The sequence below is a fragment of the Arthrobacter sp. P1_H7 genome (genome assembly GCF_056405215.1).
Genome location: NZ_JBFUCO010000001.1, coordinates 72839 through 94869 on the forward strand (window position 1 = coordinate 72839; position 22031 = coordinate 94869).

General features: G+C 67.8%; 19 protein-coding genes. All 19 read left to right on the forward strand.

The features are described 5' to 3' along the window. Window positions 1–53: 53 nt before the first annotated feature. The 19 genes from dinB (at window position 54) to AC1DXI_RS00435 (ending at window position 22008) form a co-directional block, all read left to right on the forward strand. Window positions 54–1310, forward strand: coding sequence for a DNA polymerase IV (gene dinB, locus AC1DXI_RS00345; protein WP_476936983.1), 1257 nt, complete (start codon window positions 54–56; stop codon window positions 1308–1310). 294 nt (window positions 1311–1604) lie between these two features. Beyond that, complete coding sequence (locus AC1DXI_RS00350; protein ID WP_026266239.1) at window positions 1605–1976, forward strand: DUF3040 domain-containing protein; 372 nt, start codon at window positions 1605–1607, stop codon at window positions 1974–1976. A gap of 435 nt (window positions 1977–2411) precedes the next feature. Beyond that, window positions 2412–2840, forward strand: coding sequence for a division/cell wall cluster transcriptional repressor MraZ (gene mraZ / locus AC1DXI_RS00355; protein ID WP_026266240.1), 429 nt, complete (start codon window positions 2412–2414; stop codon window positions 2838–2840). Between the two features lie 211 nt (window positions 2841–3051). Further along, window positions 3052–4050, forward strand: a complete 999-nt coding sequence (rsmH, locus tag AC1DXI_RS00360; protein ID WP_018772338.1) for a 16S rRNA (cytosine(1402)-N(4))-methyltransferase RsmH — start codon at window positions 3052–3054, stop codon at window positions 4048–4050. Continuing rightward, entirely contained in the window at window positions 4047–4733 is a 687-nt protein-coding gene (gene ftsL / locus AC1DXI_RS00365; protein ID WP_476936984.1) for a cell division protein FtsL, read from the forward strand. Before rsmH ends, ftsL begins: the two co-directional genes overlap by 4 nt. Window positions 4734–4774: 41 nt before the next feature. Next, entirely contained in the window at window positions 4775–6580 is a 1806-nt protein-coding gene (locus AC1DXI_RS00370; protein WP_476936985.1) for a peptidoglycan D,D-transpeptidase FtsI family protein, read from the forward strand. A 195-nt stretch (window positions 6581–6775) separates the two neighbouring features. After that, window positions 6776–8449, forward strand: coding sequence for a UDP-N-acetylmuramoyl-L-alanyl-D-glutamate--2,6-diaminopimelate ligase (locus tag AC1DXI_RS00375; protein WP_476936986.1), 1674 nt, complete (start codon window positions 6776–6778; stop codon window positions 8447–8449). A gap of 6 nt (window positions 8450–8455) precedes the next feature. After that, window positions 8456–10039: a UDP-N-acetylmuramoyl-tripeptide--D-alanyl-D-alanine ligase gene (locus AC1DXI_RS00380; RefSeq protein ID WP_476936987.1), complete on the forward strand. Its 1584-nt coding sequence runs from the start codon at window positions 8456–8458 to the stop codon at window positions 10037–10039. Next, window positions 10036–11145 (forward strand): phospho-N-acetylmuramoyl-pentapeptide-transferase, encoded by a 1110-nt coding sequence (mraY, locus tag AC1DXI_RS00385; protein ID WP_018772343.1) that lies wholly within the window; start codon window positions 10036–10038, stop codon window positions 11143–11145. The genes AC1DXI_RS00380 and mraY overlap by 4 nt, the downstream gene beginning before the upstream one ends. Next, a complete protein-coding gene (murD, locus tag AC1DXI_RS00390) occupies window positions 11127–12728 on the forward strand; it encodes a UDP-N-acetylmuramoyl-L-alanine--D-glutamate ligase (RefSeq protein ID WP_476936988.1) in 1602 nt (533 codons plus the stop codon). The genes mraY and murD overlap by 19 nt, the downstream gene beginning before the upstream one ends. 2 nt (window positions 12729–12730) lie before the next feature. After that, entirely contained in the window at window positions 12731–14284 is a 1554-nt protein-coding gene (ftsW, locus tag AC1DXI_RS00395) for a putative lipid II flippase FtsW (protein ID WP_476936989.1), read from the forward strand. Window positions 14285–14294: 10 nt separating this feature from the next. Next, a complete protein-coding gene (gene murG / locus AC1DXI_RS00400; protein ID WP_476936990.1) occupies window positions 14295–15467 on the forward strand; it encodes an undecaprenyldiphospho-muramoylpentapeptide beta-N-acetylglucosaminyltransferase in 1173 nt (390 codons plus the stop codon). Between the two features lie 4 nt (window positions 15468–15471). Further along, on the forward strand, window positions 15472–16872 hold the full coding sequence (gene murC / locus AC1DXI_RS00405; protein WP_476936991.1) for a UDP-N-acetylmuramate--L-alanine ligase: 1401 nt from the start codon (window positions 15472–15474) through the stop codon (window positions 16870–16872). After that, complete coding sequence (locus tag AC1DXI_RS00410; RefSeq protein ID WP_476936992.1) at window positions 16865–17791, forward strand: cell division protein FtsQ/DivIB; 927 nt, start codon at window positions 16865–16867, stop codon at window positions 17789–17791. The genes murC and AC1DXI_RS00410 overlap by 8 nt, the downstream gene beginning before the upstream one ends. 254 nt (window positions 17792–18045) lie before the next feature. Further along, window positions 18046–19263, forward strand: coding sequence for a cell division protein FtsZ (ftsZ, locus tag AC1DXI_RS00415; RefSeq protein ID WP_026266241.1), 1218 nt, complete (start codon window positions 18046–18048; stop codon window positions 19261–19263). 114 nt (window positions 19264–19377) lie between these two features. Next, window positions 19378–20136, forward strand: a complete 759-nt coding sequence (locus AC1DXI_RS00420; protein WP_476936993.1) for a purine nucleoside phosphorylase YfiH/LACC1 family protein — start codon at window positions 19378–19380, stop codon at window positions 20134–20136. Further along, window positions 20129–20944: a YggS family pyridoxal phosphate-dependent enzyme gene (locus AC1DXI_RS00425; RefSeq protein ID WP_476936994.1), complete on the forward strand. Its 816-nt coding sequence runs from the start codon at window positions 20129–20131 to the stop codon at window positions 20942–20944. Before AC1DXI_RS00420 ends, AC1DXI_RS00425 begins: the two co-directional genes overlap by 8 nt. A gap of 87 nt (window positions 20945–21031) precedes the next feature. Further along, entirely contained in the window at window positions 21032–21562 is a 531-nt protein-coding gene (locus AC1DXI_RS00430; protein ID WP_026266243.1) for a cell division protein SepF, read from the forward strand. A gap of 137 nt (window positions 21563–21699) precedes the next feature. Then, a complete protein-coding gene (locus AC1DXI_RS00435; protein WP_018772353.1) occupies window positions 21700–22008 on the forward strand; it encodes a YggT family protein in 309 nt (102 codons plus the stop codon). Window positions 22009–22031 lie beyond the last annotated feature (23 nt).

Here is a 22031-nt window from a genome sequence, read left to right on the forward strand (position 1 = left end):
GGATTGAAGACGTGGGGCCGGACGCAGAGAATCAGCAGGGAGCGCAGACGAATATGCACCCCCACGGGCGCCCGAATGCGCAGCCCCGGGTCCAGCCCCCCGGCAGCCCGGGCGGGGATTCCCTGGTGGAACTGCGGCGCAGCAGCATCATGCATGTGGACATGGACGCCTTCTTTGTCTCCGTGGAGCTGCGCAGCCGGCCCGAGCTGAAGGGAAAGCCCGTGATTGTGGGCTATCCGGCGGACCGCTCCGTGGTGCTCTCCGCGTCCTATGAAGCCCGCGCATTCGGCGTCAGATCAGCGATGCCCATGGTGGTGGCGGCGCGCATGTGCCCCTCGGCTGTCATCATCGAGCCCCGCCACAAGCTTTACTACGAGGTGTCCGGCCAGATCATGGCAATCTTTGGTTCCATCACCGACCTCGTCGAGCCACTCAGCGTGGACGAGGCGTTCCTGGATGTCGGGGGAGCCATCCGTCGGCTCGGTCCGCCGCGGGAGATTGGCGAACTCATCCGGGCGCGCGTGTTCCGGGAACTGGGCATTACGGCGTCGGTGGGCATAGCCGCCAGCAAGTTTGTGGCCAAGATCGCGTCCACCCGCTGCAAACCGGACGGGCTGCTGCTCATCAGGCCGGAGGAAACCGTCCCCTACCTGCACAGCCTTCCCGTCAGTGCGCTCTGGGGAGTCGGCGGCAAGACCGTGGAGGTGCTGGCCCGCCGGGGCATCAGGACGGTGGCGGACGTCGCCGCGTCGCCGCTGCCCTCGCTGCGCAAGCTGCTGGGCGCATCGGGGGAGCACGTCTACCGGCTCTCCTGGGGCATCGATCCGCGGCCCGTGACGCCGGTCCGCCTGGAAAAGAGTATTGGAGCCGAGGAGACATTCGCCACGGACACCGCGGATGACGCACTGCTTCACCGGGAGCTGCTGCGCCTTTCGCACCGGACAGCGGAGCGCCTCCGCGGCGCCGGCATGCACGCCCGCACCGTGGCGCTCAAGCTGCGCTACGCCGACTTTTCCACCATTACCCGCAGCCGCACCGTGAGCACACCGATCGACAGCGCCCAACTCCTTTACGCGGTGGCGGTGCAGCTCCTGGAATCGGTGGGGGAGCGGCCCATGACAGTCCGGCTGGTCGGCATCCGTGCCGAACAGCTGGAAGAGGCCGCCGACGCCCCGCTTCAGCTCAGCCTTGACCGCCGGGACGACAACTGGCGGGCCGCCGAACAAGCCCTCGATGCTGTCGCCCGGAAATTCGGCAACAAGTCCGTTCTTCCGGCCCGGCTCCTGGATTCCGGGGGTGCCCCCGAGTGAGCGCGGCCGAAACCCTTGGCGGGGCCGCCTGTTCCCAAGGGTTCCGGCGGCGAAAGGGCCTTAAGACTGTCTTTCAGAACAGGCCGCGACAATCTATCCTTATTAATACCTAGGTTTAGGACTACTGGATCGACCGTTCGGGCGACCTAGCCAGCTGAGACCGGCGCGGGAGAGCTGAATTGACCCTTTTCACCAATGGCGGTGACGGGGGAACCACTTCGGAATCCCGGGCGTTAGGCAATTAGGGCAATGGCCACGTCATGCCCGGACGTTGGCAGACTTGAGGAGGTCGTGATGCCGCTCTCGGAACACGAACAGAAGTTGCTGGAGCAACTTGAGAAGCAGCTGCATGAGGACGACCCAAAGTTTGCAAGCTCGATGGGATCGGTCCCCGGGCGCTCATGGTCCACCCGCCACCTGGTCATCGGCGTGCTCGCGACTCTCGCGGGCGTGCTGCTGTTGTTGGTCGGGGTGTCGATGCAAAACATCTTTGTCGGGGTCCTCGGCTTTGTGGTGATGGGCGCCGGAGTCTATTTCGCCACTATGCGCAGTTCTGCGGTCGGCAAGGCCCGGGCAACGGGCGGCCGCAAGCAGGGCAAGCCCAGGAGTTCGTTCATGAGCAACCTTGAGCAGCGCTGGGACGAACGGCACGGCGGCGAGTCCTGAGCCGCCCTGTGATGGCCCCCTAAAGTCCTCCACATCCCGCCACCGGTCCGCCGGGGAGCGGCGCGAGACCCGCTTCGGCGGGTCTTTCGCCATTTAACGCGGCAATTTGCCACGCGTTTGCTGCAGCCTTGCTGGGATTTGGCTGCGGTGGGGCCGCAAAAAGGACGACGGCGCCGAACTATTTCGCTCCGGCGCCGGCGTGCGCCCTCAATCGGTGCGCGGCGTGAGGCAAGCAGGCAAATTCGCTCCACTTTCCCCCACCAGTCTCGATTCCCTGCAAATGCTGGGAAGAAAGGGAATAAACATCCGCAGATTTGTCTAGACATCCCGGGCGTGTCGTTGACTGTGGAGCGATGTGGAGTAATGTGGAGGGCGTAAGAGGGTAGTGGCAGCACAGGGGACGTTGGACTTCCTAAAACAGACAGGCGGTGGGCCGTGTTTCTCGGCACACATTCGCCGCGTCTGGATGAAAAAGGTCGAATTATCCTCCCCGCGAAGTTCCGAGAGGAACTTGCCGGCGGGCTGGTTCTCACAAGAGGCCAGGAGCGTTGCATCTACGTCTTCAGTGAGGCGGAATTCGGCCGGGTTCACGAGCAGATGCGGGAGGCTCCAATTTCCTCCAAGCAGGCACGTGACTACATCCGTGTTTTCCTCTCTGGAGCCTCGGACGAGGTACCTGACAAGCAGGGGCGCGTGACGATTCCGCCGGCGCTCCGGGAGTATGCAGGTCTTGGCCGGGAACTCGCCGTCATTGGCGCAGGATCCCGCGCGGAGATCTGGGACGCCCAGGCCTGGAATGAGTACCTGGCCGAAAAGGAAACCGCCTTCTCGGAAACAGACGACGCCATCCCGGGGATTCTCTGAACCCCCACTGATCCACCAGCAAACAACGTTCCTTGATCGAGATCTCCAGCCGCCCATCCGGTTGTTGTCCTGGCTCACTTCCCCGGAGCCAGGCCGGCGCAGGATAGGCGCGGATGGGGATCTGGACCAAGGAACGTTGCGTAAGAGCAGTACCAAGCAACGCGCAGCCAGCAAAGCGCAGAACTAACAAGGCCAACGAAAGGACGAAGGCATGACGGATCCCGACCAGGCGAAGCCGACGTCCGAACGCCATGTACCGGTCCTCAAGGACCGGTGCATCAATTTGTTGGCCCCCGGCATCGAGGCCGCCCGGAGCCGCGGCGAGACCCCCGTGGTGATCGACGCGACGCTCGGCATGGGCGGGCACTCCGAGGCACTCCTGCAGCGCTTCCCGGACCTTCACCTGATCGGCATCGACCGCGACGAGGAAGCCCTGGCGCTGGCGGGGGCCCGGCTGGCGCCCTTCGAGAACCGGACCGACCTCGTGCACGCCGTCTACGACGAAATCCCGGACGTCCTCGAGGACCTGGGCTTCACCGAAGTCCACGGTGTGCTCATGGACCTTGGCGTCTCATCGCTCCAGCTGGACGAGCGGGAGCGTGGCTTCGCCTACTCCTTCGACGCGCCCCTGGACATGCGGATGGACACCAGCCGCGGGCAGACGGCCGCCGACGTCGTCAATAACTACAGCGAAGAAGAACTCGTCCGGATCATCCGGAAATGGGGCGAAGAGAAGTTCGCCGGCCGCATCGCGAACAGGATCGTGGCTGCGCGCGCCGAAAAGCCCTTCACCACCACCGGCGAACTGGTCGACCAGATCCGGGCCGTGGTACCAGCCGGTGCCGCCAAATCCGGCGGCCACCCCGCGAAACGCACCTTCCAGGCGCTCCGGATCGAGGTCAACGAGGAACTGGACGTCCTCGAGCGCGCCATCCCGGCAGCGATCGAGGCCATCGCCCTTGGCGGCCGCGTGGTGGTCATGTCCTACCACTCCCTGGAAGACAAGATCGTCAAGGGCTTCTTCCAGGCTGGATCGAAGTCCTCCGCACCGCTCGGCTTCCCGGTCGAGCTCGAAGAGCACAAAGCCGAACTCAAGACCCTGACGAAGGGCACCGAGGTACCCACCGCCGCTGAAATCGCCGAAAACCCCCGCGCAGCTTCCGCCCGGCTGCGCGCCGTCGAACGCATCAAAGCCAGGAGAGCCGCATGAGCACCGCAGCCGTCAACAGCTACCCCGTTGCCCAGGGCGCCACTGCCCGTGCCCTGCCCGGCCTCCGCCCCGGCCTTGACCAGCCCCGCAAGGCACGCACCCCGCTTTCGGTGGTCCGCTCCGTGCCGCGCAAGCGCCGCGCACCATTCGTGGTCCTCTGCTTCGGGCTCCTGGCGATTGCCCTCATGGCCGTGCTGGTCCTGAACATCTCCGTCTCCTCTGCCCAGTACCAGCTGGTCCAGCTCCGCAGTGAGCAGACCACCCTGACCAAGCAGAACCAGGACCTCACCCAGCAGGTCCAGAACTTCGACGCCCCGCAGAACCTCGCGGCCAAGGCAACGGAACTGGGCATGGTGGCTTCCGTCGCCAAGGGCCAGATCGATCTCTCGACCCTCAGCGTCACCGGCAAGGCCAAACCGGCGGTCAAGGGTGATGCCCCGGGCGCCGTCATCGCCGCACCGGCCGTCGCCGGGCAGCTCACGGTGGTCCCGCCGGTCACGGAGAACGAGCCTCTCGCCCAGCGCAAGCCGGCGGACACCAAACAGGCCGACACCAAACCTGCGGACACGGTTAAGGCGCCGGCAGCTGCGAAGCCCGCACCCGCACCGAAACCCGCCGCCCCTGCCGTGGAGCTCCACGGCGGATCGGTGCCCGCCCCCGCACAGAAGACGCCGGGGCAGTAACGTTCACTGACCACCAGCAAGGCAAGCAGCAAGGACTCACCGTGGCGAAGAACTCCGGCAGGGCAAGCAAGGCGAAAGCCCCAAACGCCACCCGGCGGCTCCGCGTGGGGCTCGGCATCATGCTGGCGCTCCTGCTGGTGGTCGGTGGCAAGCTGTTCATGGTCCAGGGCCTGGACATCGGAGGCATGGCTGAGGCCGCCCTCAACAACCGGCTCACGCCGACCGTGCTGCCCGCGGAGCGCGGCAGCATCCTCGATTCCTCCGGCACGGTCCTGGCCAGCAGCGTCATCCGCTACAACGTCGTGGTGGACCAGACCGTCAACACCAAGACCGAGTCCTTCCGCCGGTTCGAGACCATCAACGGCAAGGACGAGCTCGTCAAGGTCACCCGGGACCAAGGGATCTCCGAACTCGCCGCCGTGCTCGGCATGGACCGCGGCACGCTGCGCGATGCCCTGACCGGAACCCAGCGCTACTACATCGTGGCCAAGGACCTGAAGCCGGACATGGAGGACAAGGTGTCCAAGCTGCAGATTCCCGGAGTCAGCACGGAAGGCACCAGCAAGCGGGTCTATCCCAACGGCGCCGTGGCCGGCGGAATTGTCGGATTCCTCAAGGACGGCAGCACCGGACAGGCGGGCCTCGAGCAGACCCAGGACGAGATACTCAAAGGGACACCGGGTAAGCGCCTGTTTGAAATCGGCGCCGACGGACTGCGCATCCCCGTGGGCGTGGACCAATTGACGCCGGCGGTGAACGGCAAGGACATCAAACTCACCCTGAACTCGGACCTGCAGTACTTTTCCCAGCAGGCGATCCAAAGCCAGAAGGACAAGCTCAGCGCCGAGTGGGGCGTGATTGTGGTCCTGGACGCCAAGACCGGCAACATCGTCGCCATGGCCGATACCGACTCCCCGGATCCGAACGACCCCGGCAAGGTTGCCGCCGAGGACCGCGGGGTCCGGGCCGTCACCGCCGCCTACGAGCCCGGCTCGGTGGAGAAGATGATCACGGCCGCAGCCGCGATCCAGGAAGGGAAGTCCAGCCCGCTGGACAGGTTCACCATTCCACCGACCTACACCGTGGACGGACAGACCTTCAGCGACGCGTTCGAACACGGCACTGAGCAACGGACGCTGGCGGGGATTGTCGGCTACTCCATGAACACCGGCACAGTCATGGTGGGCCAGCGCCTGAGCAAGGACCAGCGCTATGACTGGCTGCGGAAGTTCGGCATCGGCGAGGCCCCCGACGTCGGTCTGCCGGCCGAATCCAAGGGCATCCTGACCCCGGCCGACCAGTGGGACGGACGCCAGCAATACACCGTGCTCTTCGGCCAGGGCGTCGCCCAAACCACCCTCCAGACCGTCCGGGCCTACCAGAGCATCGCCAACGACGGCGTGATGCTCCAGCCGCGCCTGATCGACAGCTACATCAATCCGGACGACGGTGCCGAGGAAAAAGTCCCGGCCAAGGCCCCGCAGCAGGTCGTCTCCAAGGAGACCGCCAAACAGGTCCGCGACATCCTTGAGAGCGCCGTAACCGAGGGCGAGATCAAGGAAGCCGCGATCGACGGGTACCGGGTGGGCGCCAAGACGGGCACATCCGAATCACCCTGCGACGACGGCAAATCAGGGTTCTGCGGCTATACAGCCTCCATCATCGGAATGGCGCCCATGGACGATCCGCGGTTTATTGTTGAGGTGGTTCTGCAACGGCCCAAGGGAAGCATCTTCGGAATCACCAACGGACCGGTGTTCCGTTCGGTGATGAGCCAGACGCTGCGCACATTCAACGTCCAGCCCTCAACCGGCGAACCCGCGCGGCTGCCGCAGTACGCCAAGTAGCGCCTGTTCCACCCGGCGCCCGGAAGTCACCAGCCGGCGCCACACCCACTGCCTGCGCGCCGGAACACGTCTGCGTGCGAGGGCCCGATCCCCCGGGTCCCGATCAGTTCATTGCCCGATTTCATTCAGTGCCCGATTCATTCAGTGCCCGATTAGTTCAGTGCCCGATCCACTAGCACCACAACGGAGATCCACTTGTCAGAGCTCACCGACCCCGATGCTTCCGCGCCGTCCGGCCATGACTCCACCCCGGGCTTCCGGCCCACTGCGGTTGCCGCAGTGCCGCTGGCAGCCATCGGGGCGGCGATCGGCGTCGCCGTTCCCGGGGCGTCCGGCTCCGTCCCGGTCACCGGGATCTCCCTGAACTCCCGGTCGGTCCGCCCGGGAGACCTGTACGTGGCCCTGCCGGGCGCCACACGGCACGGGGCCGACTTCGTGTCCCAGGCCGTCGACGCCGGCGCCGTGGCGGTCCTGACAGACGACGCCGGGGCGCGCCTGCTGGCCCTGGGCCACGACATCGCCGTCCCGGTGCTGCTGGCCGACGAGCCGCGCAGCGTGGTCGGCCGGCTGTCCGCACTCATCTACCAGAGCAGGCCCGACGGAGCCGGGGCACCGGCCCTCTTCGGGGTGACAGGCACCAACGGCAAGACCACCACCACCTATTTCATCAATGCCCTCCTGCGGGCGCTGGGCAAGCGGACCGGGCTGATCGGGACGATTGAGATCCTGGCCGGCGGGGAACCGATCCCGAGCCTGCTGACCACTCCCGAATCCACGGATGTGCATGCCCTGCTGGCGCTCATGCGCGAACGCGGGCTCGATGCCGCCTCCATGGAAGTCTCCTCGCACGCCGTGTCCTTCCACCGCGTCGACGCGGTGGTGTTCGACGTCGCCGGCTTCACGAACCTCACCCAGGACCACCTGGACCTGCACGGGACCATGGAGGAATACTTCCAGACCAAAGCCCGGCTGTTCACGCCGGAACGCGCCCGCGCCGCCGTGGTCACCATCGACGATGACTGGGGCCGGAAGCTCGCGGCCGCCGCCGAAATCCCAGTCACCACCCTGGCCACGGCCGGGACTGACGGCAACGGGCCGGCGGACACCGACGGCACCGCCGACCGGACCGCGGACTGGACTGTCGTCCGGACCGTTCCGCGGGGCCTCGGCTCCGACTTCGTCCTCCGGCACCGCGACGGCGCCGAGCTGCGCGTCCACACCGGACTGCCTGGCGGCTTCAACGTCGCCAACGCCGCACTGGCCACAGTGATGGTCCTCGCCGGCGGCCACGAGCCGGCCGCCGTGCAGGCCGCCCTCGACGCCGCCGACCCCTTCACCGTCGCCGTGCCCGGCCGGATGCAGCTCGTGTCCACGGCCCCGGCCGCCGTGGTGGACTTCGCGCACAACCCCGACGCCCTGGCCCGTGCCCTCGAAGCCGTCCGGTCCCCGGAACCCGGATCCAAGGTGATCATCGTTTTCGGCGCCACCGGACAGCGGGACCAGGGCAAACGCCCCGCCATGGGGGCCATCGCGGCCCGGCTGGCGGACACCGTGATTGTCAGCGACGACGATCCCCACGACGAGGACGCGGCGGCCATCCGCGCGGACGTCCTTGCCGGGGCCCTGGCGGCCAAGGACGACGAAGGCCTGGACTGCACAGTCCTGGAGGTCTTCCCGCGCGACGCCGCCATCCTGAAGGCCGTAGAGCTCGCCGGAGCCGGGGACACCATCCTCGTGGCCGGGCGCGGGCACGAGGTGTGGCAGGAAGTCAAGGGAGTCAACCTGGCACTGGATGACCGGGTGGAGCTTCGGAACGCCTTGACAGCACGGGGATTCACCGTTCTCGAAGACCACCGGATAGAGTCCTAAACCGAGATGATTGCATTTACAGCGGCGGAAATCGCCGACATAACCAACGGCCGGCTCGCCGCGGAACCGGGAATTACCCCCGCCTCCGTGGTGACCGACTCCCGCGAGGCCACGGCGGGTTCCCTCTATGTGGCCAAACCGGGGGAGAACGCCGACGGACACGACTTCGTCGGCGCCGCCTTTGACCGGGGCGCCGTGTTGGCGCTCGTGGAGCGCGAAGTCGCCGACCCCGCCGGCACGGGCTATCCTGCCGTCGTCGTTGAGGACGCCGTCCTCGCCATGGGCGCACTGGCCGCCGAAGCCGTCCGCCGGATCCGGGCCAGCCGCGCCGCGGCCGGCGCCGCGTTCACCGTGGTCGGCATCACCGGCTCCGCCGGCAAGACCACCACGAAGGACCTGCTCGCCGGAATCTTCGCGGCCGCCGGCGCTGACGGCGCCACAGTTGCGCCGCAAGGGTCCTACAACGGCGAGATCGGCGTGCCGCTCACAGTCTTCAAGGCCGACTTCGACACCCGCTACCTCGTCATCGAGATGGGCGCCACGGGCATCGGCCACATCGAATACCTCGCGGACATGGTCCGGCCGGAGATCGGCGTCGTCCTCGGCGTCGGCTCCGCCCACGCCGGGGAGTTCGGCGGTGTCGACAACATCGCGGTCGCCAAGGGCGAACTCGTGGAGGCGCTCCCGGCCGGGGGCACCGCCGTGCTGAACCTGGACGACTCCCGCGTCGCCGCGATGGCCGCCCGGACCCGGGCCCGCGTGCTTGGCTACACCTCACGCGCGGCCGGCACAGGCCAGGACCACAGCGTCCAGACCGGCGTGGCCCAGTCCAATGTGGCCCAATCCGATGTGGTGAGGGCCGCGGATGTGGAACTGAACGCCGACGGCCACCCGGAATTTGAGCTCTACCTCCCCGCCGACGTCACGGCACAGCAGGAAGCAACCCGGCACCACGTCGCCGCCAAGCTGATCGGCGCCCATCACATGGCCAACCTTCTTGCGGCTGCGGCCGCGGCGCACGCGGCCGGCATCCCCGGCGCGCAGATCGCGGCCTCGCTCAGCGCCCAGACCGCCGCCAGCCGCTGGCGGATGGAGCGCACGGAGCGTCCCGACGGCGTGACCGTCATCAACGACGCCTACAACGCCAACCCGGAGTCCATGCGGGCAGCACTGCGCACGCTGGCCGAGCTGGGTCAGGGCCGCCGCACCTGGGCGGTCCTGGGCGCCATGCTGGAACTGGGCCCGGATTCCATCCGCGAGCACATGGCAGTCGGCACCCAGGTGGTGCGGCTGAACATCTCCCGGCTCGTCGTGGTGGGCCGGGAGGCGCGGTCGCTTTATGTCTCAGCCGTCAACGAGGGCTCCTGGGGCGACGAATGCGTTTTCGCCGAGACTGCGGACGAGGCCTACGACCTTCTCCAAGCCGAGCTCCAGCCCGGCGACCTGGTCCTGTTCAAATCATCGAACGGCATCGGGCTGCGCCACTTGGGGGATCGGATAGCATTACCCCCACGTGCCACTCAAGACTCTCCCGAGCGACCTGCTGAGGGAACTGCCGCAACCGCCAACGAAGGGAGTGCACAGCTGTGATTGCACTGCTGATGGGCGCCGGAATGGCGCTGCTCCTCGCGTTTGTGGGCACCCCGTTGTTCATACGCTTCCTGGTCCGCAAGGGCTACGGCCAATTCATCCGGGACGACGGACCCACCTCCCACCACACCAAGCGGGGCACGCCCACGATGGGCGGCACCGTTGTGGTCGTGGCGGTCCTGGTCAGCTATGGGCTCACGCACCTGATCATGTGGATGATGAACCCGCACTCACCGGGGCCAAGCGCCTCCGGGCTGCTCCTGCTCTTCCTCATGGTGGGCATGGGGCTGGTCGGGTTCCTGGATGACTTCATCAAGATCTCCAAGCAACGCAGCCTGGGCCTGGATGCCAAGGCCAAGCTGATCCTCCAGGGCGCCGTTGGCATCATCTTTGCCGTGCTGGCGCTGAACTTCCCGAATGCCGCGGGCCTGACCCCTGCTTCCACCCAGATCTCGCTGGTGCGCGATATTCCGTGGCTCAACCTCGCGTTCGCCGGAACCGTGCTCGGCGCCATCTTGTTTGTGCTGTGGTCCAACCTGATCGTCACGGCCGCGACCAACGGCGTGAACCTCACCGACGGCCTCGACGGCCTGGCCGCCGGCGCTTCCGTCATGGTGTTCGGGGCCTACACGCTCATGGGCATCTGGCAAAGCAACCAGGCCTGCGGATCCCCGCGGCAGGCCGGCAGCGGCTGCTACTCGGTCCGCGACCCCCTGGACCTGGCCCTGCTGGCCGCCATCCTGAGCGCGGCGATGGTCGGGTTCCTGTGGTGGAACACCTCGCCCGCGAAGATCTTCATGGGTGACACCGGCTCCCTTGCCATCGGCGGCGCCGTCGCCGCCTTCGCCATCCTGTCCCGCACCGAACTGCTGCTGGCCTTCATCGGCGGGCTCTTCGTCCTCATCACGCTCTCGGTCATCATCCAGGTGGGCTACTTCAAACTCACCAAGGGCAAACGGTTCTTCAAGATGGCACCGCTGCAGCACCACTTCGAGCTCAAGGGCTGGGCAGAAGTCACGGTGGTGGTCCGGTTCTGGATCCTGTCCGGGTTGTTTGTCGCCGCCGGACTGGGCATCTTCTACGCCGAATGGGTGGTGCTGCTGTGACCGGCCCCATCCCCGCCCCGCTCACCACCTCGCCCCGGCTGCAGGTACTCACCACCTGGGATTCCGACTGGTCCGGCCTGCGCGTCGTGGTCACCGGCATCGGCGTCTCCGGCTTCGCCGCCGCCGATACCCTCATTGAACTCGGCGCCCGCGTGGTGGTGGTGGATGCCGCCACCAGCGCCAAGGCGCTGGCCCAGGCCGACACGCTCAAGATCGTCGGCGCGGTGGACGTCCTGCTGGGCGAGGAGGCGGTGGAGTCCGTCCCGAAGATCGACGGGCAGAAGCCGGACCTCGTGGTCACGTCCCCGGGCTGGCGCCCGGACCAGGCCCTGCTCGCCGCAGCGGCGCGGGCGCACATTCCGGTGTGGGGCGACGTCGAGCTCGCCTGGCGGCTCCGCGAACGCGAGGGCCGCAAGACCGCCGACTGGCTGGCCATTACCGGCACCAACGGCAAGACCACCACGGTGGGCCTGACCGAGTCCATGCTCCAGGCCGCCGGACTGAAGGCGATCGCCGTAGGCAACGTCGGCACCCCTATCCTGGACGCTCTGCGCGACCCCGTGGACTACGACGCCTTCGCGGTGGAACTGTCCAGTTTTCAGCTGCACTGGAGCCACTCGGTGTCACCGGTGGCCAGCGTGTGCCTCAACGTCGCTGAAGACCACGTGGACTGGCACGGCTCCTACGCCTCCTACCTGGCCGACAAGGCCAAGGTCTACGCGAACACGCAGAAGGCCTGCATCTACAACGCCGAGCAGATCGAGACCGAACGCATGGTCGAGGACGCGGACGTGGTGGAAGGCTGCCGGGCCGTGGGCTTCACCACACTGACGCCGGCCATCAGCATGCTCGGCGTCGTGGAGGGGCTGCTGGTGGACCGGGCGTTCATCGCAGAGCGCAAAGACAGCGCGGCCGAACTCGCCTCGATCGCCGACCTGGGGCCGGTGGCTCCGCGTCACATGGTGGCCAACGCGCTGGCAGCCGCCGCCCTGGTCAGGGCCTACGGGGTGGAGCCATCGGCTGTGCGCCAGGGCCTGCTGAACTACCTTCCGGGAGACCACCGGATCCAGCTGGTGGCCCGGCATGAGGGTGTGCTCTGGATCAACGATTCCAAGGCCACCAACCCGCATGCCGCCGCCGCCTCGTTGTCCGCGTTCCAGAATGTGGTGTGGATCGCGGGAGGCTTGTCCAAGGGCGTGAATTACGACTCCCTGATCCAGGAACAGGGCAGCCGGCTCAAGGCCGTAGTCCTGATCGGCGCGGACTCCAGCGATCTGCAGGCCGCCCTGAAGCGACACGCGCCGGATGTCCCCGTGATCGGGCAGGGCAAGGGCGAGACTGAAGACGTGCAGACTGCCGGTACGGCCAAAGCCGACGCAGGCCCTTCGCCGATTTTCGGCGAGACTGTGATGGCCGAGGCCGTTGCCTCGGCGGCGCAGCTGGCCGCCTCCGGGGACACCGTGCTGCTGGCCCCGGCGGCTGCTTCCATGGACCAGTTCTCTTCCTATGCTCACCGTGGCGATGCCTTCATCGAAGCTGTCCGCGAGCTCGTGGAAGGGCAGGCTCAGACCAGCGAGGAGTAACAATGGTCAGCACGCCCACACGTACGACGGCGGCACGACCCGCCGCCGGCGGGGCCACCAGCGGCACTAAGACGCCTTCGGCGGCCCCGTCAACGGCCGGCAGGGCCGCCGTCACGCCCGCGGCCCGGGTGCGTGCCTGGAACCGCGGATTCTGGTCCGCACTGGAAGGCACCGGCAAGTCCCGCAACGGATCCACGTACTACCTGATCCTTGGCTCCACCCTGGCCCTGACGGCGATCGGCATCATGATGGTCCTCTCAGCCTCCAGCGTGGAAGCGATCGCCGCGGGGGAGTCTCCGTACTCCGCCGCCCTCAAACAGGGCGGATTCGCCGCGATTGGCGTCTTCGCGATGTTTGTCCTCTCACGCGTGAACGTCGTCTGGCTCAGGCGCTTCGCCTGGCCACTCATATTCCTGGCCATCGCCCTGCTGGGCCTGGTCCTTCTCGTGGGACGCAGCGCCCTGGGCAACCAGAACTGGATCGACGTCGGACCGTTCACCTTCCAGCCCTCCGAAGCCGCCAAGCTTGCCCTTGCGCTCTGGATGGCCACGGTGCTTGACCGCAAAGCCAAGCTCCTCCACGAATGGCGCCACGCGCTCATTCCGGTCGTGCTCCCGGGCGCCATTGCGGTCCTGGGCCTCATCCTGGCCGGAAACGACCTCGGGACGGCCATGATCGTGATGATCATCGTGGCCGCCGCGCTGTTCTTCGCCGGCGTGCGGCTTTACCTTTTCGGCTTCGCCGGGGCGGTCCTGGCCCTTGGCGCGACGATCCTCGCCGTCACGAGCCCGAACCGGATGTGCCGCATCCTGTCATGGACGGGCCAGACCTGCGCCGACGGCTCCGACCTGAACTACCAGTCCACCAACGGTCTGTACGGGCTCGCGTCAGGCGGCTGGTTCGGCGTCGGGCTGGGCCAGAGCCGGCAGAAGTACAGCTGGATTCCGGAAGCGCACAACGACTTCATTTTCGCGATCATCGGCGAGGAACTCGGACTGGTCGGCACGCTCGTCGTCCTGGTCCTGTTCGCCATCCTCGGCACCGCCATCTACCGGGTGGTCGTCGCCCAGCACGATGTCTTCCACCGCGTCCTGGCCGGCACGATCATGGTCTGGCTGCTGGGCCAGGCCAGCGTCAACATGGCCGTGGTCACCGGGCTCGCACCCGTGATCGGTGTCCCGTTGCCCTTCATTTCCTACGGCGGCTCCGCCCTGCTGATGTCGCTGTGTGCCATCGGCGTCGTCCTGTCCCTGGCCCGGGCCCAGATGGAACCCGGCATGCAGCCGAAGAAGATGCTCAAGTTCGGCCCGGCCGCGTTCGCCAATTCCGTGCGGAGGGCCCGCGCTGCCCGGGCCGCAAAGACTGCCGCCAGCCGGTCCGCTGCCAGCACCGCCTCCAGCCGATCCGCCGCCCGCACCGCAGCCCGTCCCAAGGCCCCCGCAGGCAAGAACCCCGCAGCCCGTCCCAAGGCCCCCGCAGGCAAGAACCCCGCCAAGCCTCCCGCAAGCAAGAACCCCGCCAAGAACTCTGCCGCCAAGAACCGTACGAAAGCGTAAACAGCCCTTCATGAACACCGAGTCGCCCTTGTCCGTGGTCCTTGCCGGCGGCGGAACCGCCGGCCATATCAGCCCGCTGCTGGCAATCGCCGGCGCCCTCCGGCAGTCCCGCCCCGGAGTGCAGCTCCTGGCTGTCGGGACCCCCGGGGGAATGGAAGCGCGGCTCGTCCCGGCGGCCGGCCTGGACCTCGCCACCATCAGCCGTGTCCCGCTCCCGCGCAAGCCTTCCGCGGACCTGCTGCGGCTGCCGGCCCGGATGGCCGGTGCGGTGAAGCAGGCGGGCTCCATCCTGGATGAGGCAGGCGCCGACGTCCTGGTGGGGGTCGGCGGGTACGTGTGCACGCCGATGTACCTCGCGGCCCGGCGCCGGAGAATCCCGATCGTGGTCCACGAAGCCAACACCCGTCCCGGCCTGGCAAACCGCGTCGGCGCAGCCCTCGGCGCCCACGTGGCGGTGGCCTTCGCCGCGACCAAGCTGGGCCGCGCCGCCCGGCACGTCGGCATGCCCATGCGCCCCGAAATTTCCGGCCTCGACCGCGCGGCTGCCCGGGCCGGTGCACGGCAGGCGCTCGGCCTGGACGCGGACAGGCCGACGCTGATCGTCACCGGCGGCTCCTCGGGCGCCCAGAGCATCAACCGGTCCCTCGCCGCGGCCGTGGGAGCCCTCGCCGACGCCGGAGTGCAGACCCTGCACATCACCGGCCGCGGCAAGTCCGTCCACGACGCCGACGGCAAGCCGCTCGCCGCGCCGGGCTACCGGCAGGTGGAGTACGTGGACGGCATGGAAACCGTCTACGCCGCGGCGGACCTGCTGCTGGCCCGCGCCGGAGCCGCCACGGTCTGCGAGGTGGCCGCCGTGGGCGTGCCCGCCGTCTTCGTCCCCCTGCCCATCGGCAACGGCGAGCAGGCCCTGAACGCCGCGGGCCTGGTTGCCGCTGGAGGCGCGTTGATCGTCGATGACAAGGCGTTCTCCGCGGACTGGATCAGCGGCAACATCATTCCCCTGCTGCAGGACAGGGACAGGCTGGCCCGGATGGCCGCGAGCTCCGAACAGCTCGGCATCCGCAACGCGGACCGGCGCATGGCCGATCTCATCCTCGAAGTCGCGTCCTCGAACGAGCACAGCGGGAACCGGCAGCGTCCGAAACAGCAGGGCACGAACCAGCACGGCAGGAAGCAGTAGAGCAATGACCCAGCCCCAACACGGCACGCGTGCCCTGGAATCCCTCGGCCGCGTTCACTTCATCGGCATAGGCGGCGTCGGCATGTCCGCCGTTGCCCGCATCATGGTGGCCCGCGGCATCCCGGTGAGCGGCTCCGACGCCAAGTCGCTGCCCGTCATGGCGGACCTCGCCGCCGCCGGGGCGCGGATCGCCGTGGGCTACGCTCCCGGCAACCTGGGAGACGCCCAGACGGTGGTCGCCGGCTCTGCGATCCGGCCCGACAACCCCGAGCTCACGGCGGCCCGKGCCGCCGGACTCCCGGTGCTGCACCGCTCCGAGGCGCTGGCCGCCACGATGGCGGATGACACCGTGGTGGCAGTCGCCGGAACGCACGGCAAGTCCACCACGACCTCCATGATCACGGTGCTGCTGCAGGGCGCCGGACTGGACCCCTCGTTCGCGATCGGCGCCAACGTCCCGGCGCTCGGGGTCAACGCGGCGCACGGAACGGCGGGGATCTTCGTCGCCGAGGCCGACGAGTCGGACGGCTCCTTCCTGAACTACCGCCCCACGATCGCCGTGGTGACCAACGTCGAGCCGGACCACCTGGACTTCTACGGCACCGCCGAGGCCGTCTATGCCTCCTTTGACAGCTTCACGGCCCTGCTCCCGGCCGACGGCGTCCTGGTGGCGTGCGCGGACGACCCCGGAGCCAGGGCGCTGGCCGAGCGCACCCTGGCCCGCGGCAACACCCGCGTGGTCCTGTACGGAACGGCCGACGACGCCGCCATCCGGCTGCACGACGCGGGACCTGGCCGGATGGCGATCTCGACGACGGCGGGCACGTTCGGCGTCGAACTCCAGGTTCCGGGCCGGCACAACGCGCTCAACGCTGCCGCAGCCTTCGCCGTGGCGATCGAACTCGGCGTCGCGCCGGACACCGCTGCGGCGGCACTGGCCCACTTCTCCGGCGCCTCGCGCCGTTTCGAGTTCAAGGGGGAAGGCCGCGGCGTCCGCGTCTACGACGACTATGCCCACCACCCCACGGAAGTCCGCGCCGCGCTGTCCGCGGCACGGGCGGTCGCCGGGCAGCACAAGGTGCATGTGCTCTTCCAGCCGCACCTGTTTTCCCGGACCCGCGAATTTGCCCGCGAGTTCGCCGAAGCGCTCAACACGGCGGACACGGCCCTGGTCCTGGACATCTATCCTGCCCGCGAGGATCCCATTCCAGGCGTCACCAGCGGGCTGATCGCCGAGCACCTGGGCCCAGGCGGCCGCCTTGTCGGACCCGACGGGGAGGCTGTGCGGGCACTGCTGGCGGCCGCCGGACCGGGGGATATCGTGCTGACCGCCGGCGCCGGTGACGTCACGGCCTACGGGCCGCTGGTTGTCGAGGCCCTGACGGCCGAGGCCGCCGGTGCCTAGCGCCAGGCGCCCCACCTACCGCGGGGGATCAGGCACCGGCGGAACCAGCGCCGGCACTAATGCCGGAACCGGCTCCCGGCCGCCGTCCGGCGGAACGGGCACGGATGTCATTTCGGCGTCCAAGACCGCCGCGGAAACTGCCGGCGGTCCGGTCCGCAATACGCAGAACCTGCAGGGCACACCGGACAACGGGCCCGGCAAGGTGCTCTCCTTCCCCGAACCCAAGGGCAAGCGCCGCCGGCGGATCCTGCTCAGCACCATCGGGATCGTGGCCGTGGTGATGGCGGGCATCGTCGCGGCCGCCGTCTACTCACCTGTGCTGGCCCTGCGGACGGTCACGGTGGAGGGCACAAAAATGCTGCACCCGGACCAGGTCCAGGCCGCCCTCGCGCCCCTTCAGGGCAAGCCGCTGCCGCAGATCAGCGAGGAGGAGGTCACGGCCCTGCTCAAGCCGCTGGTCCAAGTCAAGGGCGTCACGGCGAAGGCGCTGCCGCCCGCCACGTTGCAGGTGCACGTCACCGAGCGCGTTCCCGTGGCCCTGGTCAAGCAGGGCAAAACGTTCCAGCTGGTGGACGTCGACGGTGTCCAGCTCAGCACCACCGCCGATGCCGCGTCGGTATCGCTGCCGGTGATCGACGGCGGCAGCGGAACGCTGCCGAAGGACCTGTTCCAGGCCATCACGGCGGTGCTGGGGGCCCTGCCGGCCGATGTGCTGGCGCGGCTCTCCAACGCCTCTGCCGCGTCTGCCGACGCCGTCGAACTCAAACTCGTCGACGGGCAGACAATTGTGTGGGGCAACGCGGGGGAGAAGGAGCTGAAGGCCCGGGTTCTATCTGCCCTCCTGAAGGTCCCGGCCGACCCGAAGAACCCGGTGAAGGTCTACGATGTCAGCGTGCCCCGGCACCCTGTCACGCGGTAGCCGGCGATCAGATCCGCCGCGGTCCGGATGTCCAGCGGACGTCCAGGTGCCCGCGGGACTACTTACAGGGGCTATTTGCCCGGTATTCGCGCGACACGCGGCGCCGGTTATTGAATGTCCCCTGCATAGGAAATACCGTCACAGACATGAGTTACTTGACATAACTATAACCTTCAAGTCGAAGGTTAAGGTTCAAAGCTTCAAGCAGGACTCGATCAGTTTTCGCATTAGTACACGAACAAGGGACACGTAACGTGGCAGCTCCGCAGAATTACTTGGCCGTCATCAAGGTCGTCGGCATCGGCGGCGGTGGCGTGAACGCAGTCAACCGCATGATCGAGGTCGGTCTTCGCGGCGTCGAATTCATCGCCATCAACACCGATGCCCAGGCATTGTTGATGAGCGATGCCGACGTCAAGCTCGACGTCGGGCGTGAGCTGACCCGTGGACTCGGTGCTGGCGCGAACCCTGAAGTTGGCCGGCAGGCCGCGGAGGACCACGCTGATGAAATCGAAGAGGTCATCCGGGGAGCAGACATGGTCTTCGTCACCGCCGGCGAAGGCGGCGGAACCGGCACCGGCGGCGCCCCCGTCGTCGCCCGGATCGCCCGGTCCCTGGGCGCCCTGACCATCGGCGTCGTGACGCGCCCCTTCACGTTCGAAGGCCGCCGCCGGGCCGGCTCCGCCGAGGCCGGCATTGACGCCCTGCGCGATGAAGTCGACACCCTGATCGTGATCCCGAACGACCGCCTGCTCTCCATCAGCGACCGCAACGTCTCGGTCCTGGACGCGTTCCGTTCCGCCGACCAGGTCCTGCTCTCCGGTGTCCAGGGCATCACGGACCTCATCACCACCCCCGGCCTGATCAACCTCGACTTCGCCGACGTCAAGTCGGTCATGCAGGGTGCCGGTTCCGCGCTGATGGGCATCGGTTCCGCCCGCGGCGAAGACCGCGCCGTGAAGGCTGCGGAGCTGGCCATCGCCTCCCCGCTGCTGGAAGCATCGATCGACGGCGCGCACGGTGTGCTGCTGTCCATCCAGGGCGGCTCGGACCTTGGCCTGTTCGAAATCAATGAGGCAGCCCGCCTGGTCCAGGAAGTCGCCCACCCGGAGGCGAACATCATCTTCGGCGCCGTGATCGACGACGCCCTTGGCGACGAGGCACGCGTCACCGTCATCGCCGCCGGCTTCGACGACGTGAAGGCCACGTCACCGTCCATGGACCAGTCCCTGCCGGCTGCGCCGCAGCGGCCCACGTCCGCCGCCCCCGCCCCGGCGCAGGCACCTGCCTCCGCCCCGGTCCAGCCGCTGCACGCCACTGTCGGCGCTTCCGGCTACGGCGGCTGGGGCCAGCAGCGTCCCTCTGCGGTGCCGGCCGATTCGGGCTTTGACGTCGACCTTCCGGCCGTCGTGGAGCCGGACCTGTCCGGCCGGCACTCCGATGACCTGGATGTCCCGGACTTCCTCAAGTAAATAGCCCCGCTTCAGCATGGCACCGCCGTCCGGCGGTGCCATGCTGCTTTGCGGCGGGTTACGGTGGATTGTATGAACGCAGGTATTCCGGACATGTTGATGGCGGTGTTGTGATTGTTTTGCTGGCGGGCTGAAGTCCGGCCGGGCGTATGGGTGGCTTTCACCGACGCCGGGGCCGGGAACCTGGCACTGCATGTCGGTGATGACCCCGTGGCGGTCCGCCGCCGGCGCGCGGAGCTCGAAGCGGCCGCCGGGCTCGGCGGGCGCTCGTTCCGGTACATGAACCAGGTCCACGGCAGTGACGTCGCCACCATCGTTGGGTCCACGGCCGCGGACGCCGCCGGCCAAGGTCCGGCCGCGCCCACGGCCGATGCCATGGTCTCCCTGACAGAGCCGCTGGCCGTCCTGGTGGCGGACTGTGTGCCGGTGGTCCTGGTCGGCGAGGACCCGGCCGGGGCGCCGGTGCTGGGCGTCGTCCACGCCGGACGGCCCGGCGTCGCCGCCGAAGTGGTGCCCGCCGCCGTCGCCCGCCTCCGGGAGCTCGGCGCGGAACGCATCAGCGCCTGGGTGGGGCCCTCGGTCTGCGGGCGCTGCTACGAGGTCCCCGACAAGCTGCGGGCGGACGTTGCCGCGGCCGTGCCCGCCACCTGGTGCACCACCTCCACCGGCACCCCCGGCCTGGACCTGCCGGCCGGGGTGCGGAGCCAGCTGGAAGCTGCCGGCGTCGCGATCGAATACTCCGGGGGATGCACCCTCGAGGACGACACCCTCTTCTCCTACCGCCGCAACAGCCACACCGGCCGCTTCGCCGGGCTTGCATGGACGGACGGGACACACGGGACTGACGGGAAAAGGGCGCATGGCCATGACTGAGCCGGCGCAGGGCCCCGACACCAACGCCGTCAACGCCGTCAATCCCGCCACGGCGCCGGGGGAGCATCATCAGAACCGGACGGACGCGCTGGAAGGCCCCCGCCTGGCCCAACTGGACACGAACCTCGCGGCCGTCCGCCGCCGGATCGACGCCGCCGTGGCCGCCGCGGGCCGGCAGGCGGCGCCACCGCGCCTGATCGTCGTCACCAAGTTCCATCCTGCGCAGGACGTCCGGCGGCTGGCGTCGCTGGGGGTCACCGACGTCGGGGAGAACCGGGACCAGGAGGCCGCGGAAAAGGCGGCGCAGCTCCAGGACCTGGGCCTGAGCTGGCACTTCATCGGTCAGCTCCAAAGCAAGAAGGCCAAATCCGTGGTGAAGTACGCCGCGTCCGTGCACTCCGTGGACCGGGAAGCTGTGGCTTCCGCCCTGGCCAAGGCGATGGCCGTCGAAAGCGACCGCACCGGCCGGCCGCCGCTGGACTGTTTTATCCAGGTCAGCCTGGACGAGGACGAAGGGGCGCACCGCGGCGGCGCAGCCCCCGGCGACGTCCCCGCACTGGCCGAGCAGCTGGCCGCCGCCCCCGGACTCAGGCTCGCCGGCGTCATGGCCGTTGCCCCGCTCGGGGCGGACCCGACGGCTGCCTTCGAAAAGCTGGCAGGCATTTCCGGGCGGCTGGCGGAACAATTTCCGGAGGCCACAGGAATATCCGCCGGCATGAGCCAAGACCTCGAAGAGGCCGTCCGCTTCGGGGCGACACACCTGCGCATTGGCTCCGATATTCTCGGTCCGCGTCCGGCCCTGCGGTAAGTTCGACGTATTGGAAGGTAATGGCGGGGATTCCAAGGCTGTCTAGTCACTAAGCGGCCCGCTTACGGACAAGATTAGGAGTCGACCATGGCTGGCGCTCTGCGCAAGACAATGATCTATCTTGGGCTCGCCGACGGCGACGAACACTACGAGTCTGAGCACCCCACACCGCACAAGGATGAGGACGAATCCATGGAGCAGGACCGCGAGGAACGACGTGCGCCGGCGCCCGTCCGCGAGGTCCCCCGGGAAGAGCCTCACGCCGCTGAAGAGGAATATCGCGCACCTGTGACACCCATCAAGCGTGCGGCATCGAGCCGCGAAGAGACCACCGGACTCCGGCAAATCACGACCATCCATCCGCGGTCGTACAACGACGCCAAGCTCATCGGCGAAAGCTTCCGCGACGGCATCCCCGTCATCATGAACGTCACCGACATGGGCGAGGCTGACGCCAAGCGCCTCGTGGACTTCTCCGCCGGTCTTGTTTTCGGCCTCCGCGGCAGCATCGAACGGGTGACGAACAAGGTCTTCCTGCTCTCGCCGTCGTACATCGAAGTCATTGGCGACGACAAGAAGGTCAGCGAGACGCAGGCAAGTTTCTTCAACCAGAGCTAGGCCCGAATATTCGGTACTGATGCCAGGCGGGGACACCTGCCTGGCATCCGTGCGGAATTATCCGTGTTGAAATAGAAGTAACACTTTCCTTAGGACACTTCGGTATCCGGAATGAACATGGAGATATGAGTTAGCTCATGGGAATTGTTTTGGGGCTCGTCTATATCGCTCTGTTGCTTTTTTTCGTGGCATTGATCATCCGCCTGGTCTACGACTGGGTGCAGATGTTTGCCCGGAGCTGGCGGCCGCGCGGTTTGGCACTCGTGACCGCCCATGCTGTGTATTCGGTCACGGACAAGCCCCTCAAACTGCTCCGCCGGCTCATTCCGCCGCTGCGGCTGGGCGGAATGTCGCTGGACATCGGCTTCCTGCTGCTGTTCGTTGCCGTGAGCGTGGCGATGTGGGTCGTCAAGGGCCTGGTGTACGCCCAGCCGATCGCAGCATAGGCCGCCGCCGCAGCGGGCAGCGA

What these genes read in the sequence shown, in the direction of transcription:
- AC1DXI_RS00430 (WP_026266243.1), top strand. Translation starts at nt 21,032, where the DNA reads ATGGCTGGCGCTCTGCGCAAGACAATGATCTATCTTGGGCTCGCCGAC.
- AC1DXI_RS00425 (WP_476936994.1), top strand. Translation starts at nt 20,129, where the DNA reads ATGACTGAGCCGGCGCAGGGCCCCGACACCAACGCCGTCAACGCCGTC.
- murD (WP_476936988.1), top strand. Translation starts at nt 11,127, where the DNA reads ATGGGTGGTGCTGCTGTGACCGGCCCCATCCCCGCCCCGCTCACCACC.
- ftsL (WP_476936984.1), top strand. Translation starts at nt 4,047, where the DNA reads ATGAGCACCGCAGCCGTCAACAGCTACCCCGTTGCCCAGGGCGCCACT.
- AC1DXI_RS00380 (WP_476936987.1), top strand. Translation starts at nt 8,456, where the DNA reads ATGATTGCATTTACAGCGGCGGAAATCGCCGACATAACCAACGGCCGG.
- AC1DXI_RS00435 (WP_018772353.1), top strand. Translation starts at nt 21,700, where the DNA reads ATGGGAATTGTTTTGGGGCTCGTCTATATCGCTCTGTTGCTTTTTTTC.
- rsmH (WP_018772338.1), top strand. Translation starts at nt 3,052, where the DNA reads ATGACGGATCCCGACCAGGCGAAGCCGACGTCCGAACGCCATGTACCG.
- murG (WP_476936990.1), top strand. Translation starts at nt 14,295, where the DNA reads ATGAACACCGAGTCGCCCTTGTCCGTGGTCCTTGCCGGCGGCGGAACC.
- dinB (WP_476936983.1), top strand. Translation starts at nt 54, where the DNA reads ATGCACCCCCACGGGCGCCCGAATGCGCAGCCCCGGGTCCAGCCCCCC.
- AC1DXI_RS00350 (WP_026266239.1), top strand. Translation starts at nt 1,605, where the DNA reads ATGCCGCTCTCGGAACACGAACAGAAGTTGCTGGAGCAACTTGAGAAG.
- ftsW (WP_476936989.1), top strand. Translation starts at nt 12,731, where the DNA reads ATGGTCAGCACGCCCACACGTACGACGGCGGCACGACCCGCCGCCGGC.